General features: G+C 43.6%; 7 protein-coding genes, 4 tRNA genes and 1 rRNA gene. 4 read left to right on the top strand and 8 right to left on the bottom strand.

The window, feature by feature from the left end; genetic code table 11:
• The 5 genes from ACTS60_RS07305 to ACTS60_RS07325 all read right to left on the bottom strand — a co-directional run.
• A partial coding sequence (locus tag ACTS60_RS07305) for a GTP-binding protein (RefSeq protein ID WP_244662404.1) occupies window positions 1–142 on the bottom strand: 142 nt, incomplete at its 3' end.
• A 101-nt stretch (window positions 143–243) separates the two neighbouring features.
• Window positions 244–319: transfer RNA gene (locus ACTS60_RS07310), tRNA-Thr, on the bottom strand.
• Window positions 320–332: 13 nt separating this feature from the next.
• A tRNA-Gly gene (locus ACTS60_RS07315) sits at window positions 333–407 on the bottom strand.
• 35 nt (window positions 408–442) lie between these two features.
• Window positions 443–527: transfer RNA gene (locus tag ACTS60_RS07320), tRNA-Tyr, on the bottom strand.
• Between the two features lie 36 nt (window positions 528–563).
• Window positions 564–639: transfer RNA gene (locus ACTS60_RS07325), tRNA-Thr, on the bottom strand.
• A gap of 207 nt (window positions 640–846) precedes the next feature.
• Between ACTS60_RS07325 and coaA the strand changes: the two genes are divergently transcribed.
• Window positions 847–1,770, top strand: coding sequence for a type I pantothenate kinase (gene coaA / locus ACTS60_RS07330; protein ID WP_440887706.1), 924 nt, complete (start codon window positions 847–849; stop codon window positions 1,768–1,770).
• Window positions 1,771–1,786: 16 nt separating this feature from the next.
• On the opposite strand, the gene birA is transcribed toward coaA, so the two are convergent.
• The gene (gene birA / locus ACTS60_RS07335; RefSeq protein ID WP_440887707.1) at window positions 1,787–2,752 is read right to left on the bottom strand and encodes a bifunctional biotin--[acetyl-CoA-carboxylase] ligase/biotin operon repressor BirA; all 966 of its coding nucleotides are present in this window, start codon (window positions 2,750–2,752) and stop codon (window positions 1,787–1,789) included.
• A complete protein-coding gene (gene murB / locus ACTS60_RS07340) occupies window positions 2,749–3,792 on the bottom strand; it encodes a UDP-N-acetylmuramate dehydrogenase (RefSeq protein WP_440887708.1) in 1,044 nt (347 codons plus the stop codon). The genes birA and murB overlap by 4 nt, the downstream gene beginning before the upstream one ends.
• Before the next feature lie 101 nt (window positions 3,793–3,893).
• Here murB and ACTS60_RS07345 point away from each other — a divergent pair, with 101 nt between their 5' ends.
• From ACTS60_RS07345 to ACTS60_RS07355, 3 genes are all read left to right on the top strand, one after another.
• Window positions 3,894–4,325: a GNAT family N-acetyltransferase gene (locus ACTS60_RS07345; RefSeq protein WP_440887709.1), complete on the top strand. Its 432-nt coding sequence runs from the start codon at window positions 3,894–3,896 to the stop codon at window positions 4,323–4,325.
• 71 nt (window positions 4,326–4,396) lie between these two features.
• The gene (pssA, locus tag ACTS60_RS07350) at window positions 4,397–5,737 is read left to right on the top strand and encodes a CDP-diacylglycerol--serine O-phosphatidyltransferase (protein WP_440887710.1); all 1,341 of its coding nucleotides are present in this window, start codon (window positions 4,397–4,399) and stop codon (window positions 5,735–5,737) included.
• A gap of 332 nt (window positions 5,738–6,069) precedes the next feature.
• Window positions 6,070–6,219 carry a transposase gene (locus ACTS60_RS07355; RefSeq protein WP_440887711.1) on the top strand — a complete coding sequence of 50 codons (150 nt, stop codon included), beginning with the start codon at window positions 6,070–6,072 and terminating at the stop codon, window positions 6,217–6,219.
• Between the two features lie 234 nt (window positions 6,220–6,453).
• Here the strand turns inward: ACTS60_RS07355 and rrf are convergent.
• Window positions 6,454–6,570: ribosomal RNA gene (rrf, locus tag ACTS60_RS07360) — 5S ribosomal RNA — on the bottom strand.
• Window positions 6,571–6,590: the final 20 nt, after the last annotated feature.

Consider the following 6,590-nt stretch of genomic DNA (forward strand, 5'->3'; position numbering starts at 1 on the left):
CGAAGTCACGAGCAGCACCGCCGTATACTTTAGCAAGTGTTGTACAGATAGCTGCAGTTAGAGTTGTTTTACCGTGGTCAACGTGGCCGATAGTACCAACGTTTACGTGCGGTTTTACACGTTCAAATTTTTCTTTAGACATGAGTAGTCCCTCTAGGTACGGATTTAGGTGGCCCAAATTGACCACGCAACCAAAAAAGATTATTGGTAAATCTTATATCAAAAGGAAATAACTTTGAGAGCTGGTGCTGATAGGCAGACTCGAACTGCCGACCTCATCCTTACCAAGGATGCGCTCTACCACCTGAGCTATATCAGCACTCAAATTAGAGTGGAGCGGGCAGCGGGAATCGAACCCGCATCATCAGCTTGGAAGGCTGAGGTAATAGCCATTATACGATGCCCGCAACACGTAACTCTGAGAGCTATTTCCTAAAGAATATGGTGGAGGGGGACGGATTCGAACCATCGAAGGCAGTGCCGGCAGATTTACAGTCTGCTCCCTTTGGCCACTCGGGAACCCCTCCAAATTTTTAAGCCATTCTGACTACTAAAGGAAAGAATGGTGCCGACTACCGGAATCGAACTGGTGACCTACTGATTACAAGTCAGTTGCTCTACCTACTGAGCTAAGTCGGCATAAGTGGTGCGCATTCTATTGAATGATTTTCTAGGTTGCAATAGCTATTTTAAAAAAAAACGTAATTTTCTACTTTTTAGATTTGTTTGCTGCAAAATCGTACAAACCTCGCTTTTTTAAAGCAAACTTTCGAGCTTTGTCGTTTGCTTTACCCAGTGCTTGTTGTATGTTCTTGCACTCAATGAAACCAAGGATAAAAGAGATCCATGAGTCCATTTTTGTCATTCGATCGTGCAGAGTGGTCAGAATTACGTAATTCTGTTCCGATGACTCTCTCTGCTGACGATCTAGCAGCGCTTCAAGGCATTAATGAAAACCTCACTATGGAGGAAGCGGTAGAGATCTACCTTCCTTTATCTCGCCTATTGAACTTATATGTTCAAGCCCGCCAAAGTCGCAATACTGTACTACAACAGTTCCTCAATACCGAAGAGCATGCTCCGCCATTTGTCATTGGTATTGCGGGCAGTGTCGCGGTAGGAAAAAGCACTACTGCTCGACTTCTCAGAGCTCTGCTTTCTCGCTGGGATAACCACCCAAAGGTTGCGCTTGTGACGACCGATGGTTTCTTGTACCCAAAGAAAGTATTGGAAGAAAAAGGCATTATGCACCGTAAAGGCTTTCCAGAGTCTTACGATATTAAACGCTTGGTGGAGTTCGTTTCTGATGTCAAAGCAGGTCAACCGAATCTCGAAGTACCGGTCTATTCACACATCACCTATGACATTACTGATGAACGGAAACAAGTCGATCGTCCAGATGTACTGATCATTGAGGGATTAAACGTCTTACAAAGTGGGATGGATTACCCGCATGATCCACATCGCGTGTTTGTTTCTGATTTCTTAGACTTTTCAATCTATGTTGATGCAGAGACAGAAACCATCGAACAATGGTATATCGAACGATTCTTGAAGTTTCGGGGAAGCGCTTTTACCAAGCCAGGCTCTTACTTCAGTCATTACACTCAGCTCACAGAAGACCAAGCGAAGAACAAAGCAAAGGACATTTGGCACAGTATTAATGGACTCAACTTGCAACATAACATCCTTCCAACCCGTGAAAGAGCTCATTTAATTCTGCATAAAGGTCCAAACCACTTGGTTGATAAGGTATCTTTGAGAAAGTAGCGCCTATCTACTAGCGCTAATCTCTTTTCCTTAGGGAGATCTCACCACCAATGTAGGTCTCCAAACCATTCTCAGTTTCTAATATGACCCCACCCTGCTGATCGATGCCCTTTACAACACCATGTATCTCTCTTGGCCCCATTAGCAGCTTCACGGGACGGCCAATGAAGTTATCTAAACGATTCCACCGCTCCACAAATCCAGCCAGCCCAGTCATTTCGTATTCTTCTAACGTGGTCTTCCAATGCTCTATTAAGTTGATCGCAAGCTGAGTTCGGTCAATAGCAATACCGTCACTGACTTGATTCAGTGTTGTCCAGGGCTGGTCGATGTCTGGTTGCAAATCCGGCATACCGATATTCAGTCCCATACCAATAACTAAATGTGCAGCACCACCGGCTTGACCAGACATTTCTACCAAAATACCAGCTAACTTTTTATCTTGGTAATAGATATCGTTCGGCCACTTTAGCTTCACACCTTGAATACCCATGCTTTCAATCGCTTCCACAGCGGCAATGCCAACGACCAAACTTAAGCCCATCGCAGCAGCCATACCGGCATCCAACCTCCAGTACATGGACAAGTAAAGGTTAGTCCCAAAAGGAGAAACCCATTGACGTCCACGTCTGCCTCTTCCTTTAACCTGATATTCAGCAAGACACACTTGCCCTTTTTCCGACTCACTAACTCTTTCAAGCAAATACTGGTTGGTTGAATCAATAACAGGAATCAGCTCGATTTGACTACCAAGGCTCGCTTGTAGTGTATCTTTATCTAATAGCTGCAAAGGATGTGCGAGTTGATAGCCTCTGCCTTGAATGCGATAAATATCAACCCCCCATTCATTTAGGCCTTTGATATGCTTGGCGATAGCCGCACGAGAAATGCCTAGCTCCTGACCGAGCGCTTCACCAGAATGAAAGTCACCATCACTTAATGCCTTGAGAATATGCAGCTTCGCAGAGTGCTCCTTTCTCATTGCGCAGCCTCTATATCAGCGAGATTAGTTTCCCCTGTTCGATCCATAAAACGGACTTCATGCTCTAGTTCTATCTGATATTTGTCCCAGACCGTCTTTTTAACTAAAGAGGCCAAAGCGACTACATCATCAGCTGTGCAGCTATCAACATTAGTCAGAACAAGGGCTTGCAAGGGATTCACTTGAGCACCATTAACTGAAGTTCCTTTTAGGCCACACTGATCTATCAGCCAACCTGCTGCCACTTTCATTCCACCTTTTGCTGGGTAAGCCACCATATTGCTGTGCTGCTGAATAAGGAGATCATAATGATCTTGGCTGATCACTGGATTTTTGAAGAAACTGCCCGCATTGCCGACTTTGGCTGGATCAGGTAGCTTTTCCATACGTACCTGACAGACACGTTCAAAGATAGAAAGCGGACTCAACTCTTCTTCAGGAATACTCTGCAAAGGGCCATATTGATTGATCGCCTTCCATTGCTTCGGTAGCTTAAGGCCAACCGCAGTGATAAAACACTTCTCATACAGCTCATGTTTAAAAATAGAATCACGATAACCAAACTGACACTCTTCGGCAGTCATACGCTTAATCTCAAAACTGTCGAGATCTAGGATATCAACATATTCGCAGACATCCTGTAGCTCTAGACCATACGCCCCAATATTCTGGATAGGTGCTGAGCCAGCGCAGCCAGGAATAAGAGCTAGGTTCTCAACTCCCCCCATACCTTGCTCTACACACCACTTAACCAGATCCGGCCAATCCTCACCACCTGCGATATGCAGTAAATAATGCTCATCTTCTTCGGTAATGGTTTTGCCCATTAAGCGGTTGATGATAACCATACCTTCATAAGGTTGAGTGAACAGCATATTACTGCCTTTACCCAAAAACAGCTTTGGTAAGTCTTGGTAAGCTTTATCTTGGAATAACTGAATTACGTCGTCGACAGATTCAGCGACCGCTAAATACGCGCAGGTTTGTTCTATACCAAATGTGTGGAAAGCCTTAAGGCTCGCGTGTTTCTTAATTTCCATAGTGGATTTGCAACGCCTGATGAGATTCTCTTAAACTGTAAGCATTCTACCTTAGTTATCTTTTAGCCGCAGTGACAATACCAGACTCATTAATCATAGAAGTGTTAAATCCCATCAAACTTCCTCTCATCAAGAGGTTGTACAAAACGCATTACCCTGCAGGCAAGGCCAAACGAGATGAGCTGATCATTACCGCCAGTGTGGAAAACGGCATTATTGCTCTCCTGAGAATGAAAACCGTAGAAAAGTCACGACTACTCACGGGAATGTTAGTGATTCCAGAGTTTCGTGGGAGTGGCGTAGGAGATGCACTGCTTTCTTATTGCAAAAACACAGTTTTCACTAGTGATGACTACTGCTTCGCTTTTAGGCATTTAGAGAATTATTACGCTCGACATGGATTTGCTACCATTGATAGCTCTGCACTACCAAACTCACTAAAAATGGCTTATCTACGCTATGTTGACAGTGGTAAAGATCTCATTCCAATGCAATTCAGCAATTCTGACGTACTAAAGAGCGGGGTTTTGTAGCCAGATAATTCATATCTTTGGTAAAATATCAGGTTCGCAATATTGCACTAAATTAAGGTACACACACCGATATGATTGTTAGTAGGAATCCATTCGAGCAGTTGCCAAGTCTTGCGGTAAAGCCAGAAGACTTCGAAGTTCTGCATGCTGCAGAAACTTTTAGAACACGTCTTCTTGAAGCAATTAGCAAAGCAACATCACGAATCTACCTAGTTGCTTTGTATCTGGAAGATGATGAAGCAGGGAGAGAAATTCTGACTGCTCTTTATGAAGCCAAGCAGCGCAACCCAGGACTCGACATTAACATCTGTGTAGACTGGCACCGTGCACAACGCGGCTTAATTGGTGCAGAAAGCTCTGAAGGCAATTCTGCTCTTTATAAGGCTTATGCAAAGAAATACCAGCACGCGATTCCTGTTTATGGAATTCCTGTCCGAGGGCGAGAAGTGTTTGGTGTTCTTCACCTTAAAGGTTTTATTATTGATGATACCGTCATCTATAGTGGAGCGAGCCTAAATAACGTATACCTACAATATAATGGCCGATACCGTTTCGATCGATATCATGTTATTCAGCATAAATCACTTGCAGATAGTATGGTTAATTTTGTGCAGAGTGAGATGATTGCTCATCCCGCTGTAAATGATTTAGCAGATCGAGATAAGCCAGAGACTAAGGACATCAAAGCAGCCATTCGCCAGCTGCGCTCATCTTTATCAAGAGCTGATTATAGTTTTCAAAGTGAATCGGCTTCAGAAGAAGAAGTGAAAGTGACCCCTCTCGTCGGTTTAGGAAAACGTCGCAATGGCTTAAACCAAAGAATTGTGCAGCTATTAGCAGCCGCTCAAAATGAAATCTTCATCTGTACTCCATACTTCAATTTCCCTAAAGCTCTAAACAGAGAAGTAAAACGTGCATTAAAACGCGGAGTGAAAGTGACCATTGTCGTTGGCGATAAAACCGCAAATGACTTCTACATTTCACCAGAAGAAGAGTTTAAAACAATTGGCGGCCTGCCATACCTATATGAGCTCAATCTACGTCGCTTTGCAAAGTCTCACGAAGCTAGTATTGCCGCCCGAAAACTCTCAATCCATCTATGGAAGCACGATAACAATAGCTTCCACTTAAAAGGCATTTGGGTTGATAAGCGCTACATGTTACTAACAGGCAACAACCTAAACCCTAGAGCCTGGTCTTTGGATTTAGAGAACGGTCTTCTAGTTCAAGATAATTTTGCGAAGATGACAGAAAAGTTCGAGAACGAAGTGGCAAAAATATTAGAGCACACCCAGTTGATTTGTACTTATAAGCAACTTGAAAAAGTTGAAGACTATCCTGAAGCAGTGCAGAAACTTGTTCGTAAAATCACCCGTATAAAAGCAGATGGCGTACTAAAACGTATCCTATAAAATCTTAAGCCCAACGCGAGTTGGGCTTTTTTTTATTCTATCCTCATCCCCCGCAACTCTATCAATGACTTACTCAATCAGATGGGCTTTTCTTGGATAACATCACGCTCTAAACACCCTCTGCAATCCCAACAAGTTCAAGACGAAGCTAGATTTGGTCAGCAAAATACAACCAGTTGCCTCTGAGGCGCACGCGGAAAAAGGTCGAAAGCAGTGAAGCAACTGCAATTTGAGTAGACCTATCTATTTTGTACTGTCTGCCCAACCGTATGGATTGGAGAGGCGATGGTCATTCCTTGGGCAAAAATTGAGCTCCCTCCCGAATACCAGAGGTGACGGAAGCAACTCGACATGCTGTTGTGATCATGGATGGTGCAGGATGGCACACTGATGACATTGCTGAGCCTTTTGATAATTTAAGTATCATTAAGCTTCCTCCCTATTCACCTGAGCTGAACCTCATTGAACAAGTATGGAGTTAGTTGCGCCAACACAATCTTGCGAACCAAAGTTTTACGGACTACAACGACACTGTAGAAAAGGGGTTTAGAGCATGGAATCGTTTCTTGGAAAGCACAAGCAGGGTGATGAAAATGTGCACAAGAGATTGGATTAACTTGATCAGTTAATTTTTAAGGTTGGTATTATTGTTTACGTTTACTTTGCTCTAAATGCAAAAAAGCCCACTCTTTCGAGTGGGCTTTTTCAAATTTAAAGCCTGGCGATGTCCTACTCTCACATGGGGAAGCCCCACACTACCATCGGCGCTAATTCGTTTCACTTCTGAGTTCGGAATGGAAGTCAGGTGGGTCCAAATCGCTATGGTCGCCAAGCAAATTCTTTAATCTGGAAA

Source organism: Vibrio sp. WZ-1, assembly GCF_052037695.1.
Lineage (GTDB): Bacteria > Pseudomonadota > Gammaproteobacteria > Enterobacterales > Vibrionaceae > Vibrio.

Bases quoted from the DNA above. Each gene is read 5' to 3' on its own strand.
- pssA (WP_440887710.1), top strand. From the start codon at position 4,397: ATGATTGTTAGTAGGAATCCATTCGAGCAGTTGCCAAGTCTTGCGGTA.
- murB (WP_440887708.1), bottom strand. From the start codon at position 3,792: ATGGAAATTAAGAAACACGCGAGCCTTAAGGCTTTCCACACATTTGGT.
- birA (WP_440887707.1), bottom strand. From the start codon at position 2,752: ATGAGAAAGGAGCACTCTGCGAAGCTGCATATTCTCAAGGCATTAAGT.
- coaA (WP_440887706.1), top strand. From the start codon at position 847: ATGAGTCCATTTTTGTCATTCGATCGTGCAGAGTGGTCAGAATTACGT.